Origin of the sequence: Campylobacter sp. IFREMER_LSEM_CL1890 (assembly GCF_025772045.1) — a bacterium.
In the GTDB taxonomy this organism is placed as follows: domain Bacteria; phylum Campylobacterota; class Campylobacteria; order Campylobacterales; family Campylobacteraceae; genus Campylobacter_D; species Campylobacter_D lari_D.
This window is the reverse complement of the sequence record NZ_JAKMRK010000033.1, coordinates 1-1,433: the sequence shown is the minus strand read 5'-3', so window position 1 is coordinate 1,433 and position 1,433 is coordinate 1. Positions and strand designations below refer to the sequence as shown.

General features: G+C 29.9%; 1 protein-coding gene. It reads right to left on the bottom strand.

The genetic code is table 11. The annotated features are described in order from the left end of the window. Window positions 1-1,167: hypothetical protein (locus L8W57_RS07825; protein ID WP_263662324.1), on the bottom strand; the 1,167-nt coding region annotated here is incomplete at its 3' end. Window positions 1,168-1,433: the final 266 nt, after the last annotated feature.

The following is a 1,433-nucleotide window of genomic DNA, read 5'->3' as shown; positions in this document are numbered from 1 at the left end:
CATGATACTTAACTCATCATTGCTTTTAGTATCTTTACTTAAAATAGTATCTTTGGTTTCATGATTGATAAATTTAAAAAAGTGTAGTAGGTTGTTTTGTAAATTAACAATTCTTGAGCTTACCGCTTTGTTTATGTATACAAATACTATTAAAGCAATAGCTAAAACTACGAAAAGAGATACTATAATTATAGTTGCTATTAATTTTTCTATAGGCATTTGTATCGAGCCAACTGGAGCCATAGTCACAATAGACCAATAATCATCAGCACCATCCCATACATCAAAGTTTGCTATCGCTGCTCTATTTGCATTTCCTGTAGAAGCTGGTGTGAAGTCAAATAGAGTATTAGTTTGATTTTTTTGTAAATCAATTAATAAATTCGCACTAGGATGCGGGTTGATTTGAGTAATATTTTTGCCTATAAATTCGGTTGCAGGGCTAACTGCTATTAGACCATTTTTGCCTAATAATAATCTTTGATCGTCTTTAAAAACACTTCTTTCAGGATTTGTAAGCTCATGTTGAAGTTGTGTTAAACTTCCTAAAGCCCCTATAACCCCTATGATTTCTCCTTTTCTTACTATAGGCACAGCAATATTATAAGCTAGAATTTCTTCATTGTTGATGGTAAAATTTTGAGGTCGGCCTATTGATTCTTTTCTATTTTTTATTGCATTTTCAACGCTTTGCTGATTTAAAATAACATCTTCTGCTTGGACTAATTGTACACCACCTTTTTCTCTTAAAGAAGTGTCGTGCAGTAGCATTAAAAATTTATTTGATTGTGTTAAAAGTTTAGGGTTAATGTCATTATATTTGGAAGTATCAAGAATATGCACATAAATATATGCTATCCAGCCATTAGAATCTAAAGCTCCTTCTAAAATATTTTTAATTCTGCGTTCTTCTATTGTGTCTTGTTCTGCGATGATGCTATCAATGGTGTTTTCTGCACCCATTAGTGTTGAATGTACACTTTCTGTTGCTCCACGGACGATATTTGCATATCTAAAAGCACTTGTTTGAAGTAATTTATCTGCTTCAGTGTGTAAGATATTTGAAGATTGCATAGCAATTACACTTGCTAAAATTCCAATACCTAAGACTATAATTGCAATTACAACAGCAACTATTTTGGTCCCTATTTTTAAATTTGAAAACAATATATCTCCTTTAATTTATATGTTTAAATTATTAAGATATATTTTATCTTAAGTATAATTATTTTTCAATTAATTAATTAATATTTGTTTGGTATTTCTAATAGTGGACTTGAATGTAAAATGTAGATTTAATAGAGTATCAAAGTTAAACCCATTAAGGGTTTAACTTATTTAGAATTTTTTCTTCCTAGCATCTTCTAAGATATCATTAGCTATTTGATTGACATTGTCTGCAACTATAGCGCTGTCGTTTGCTATTTTTAAAT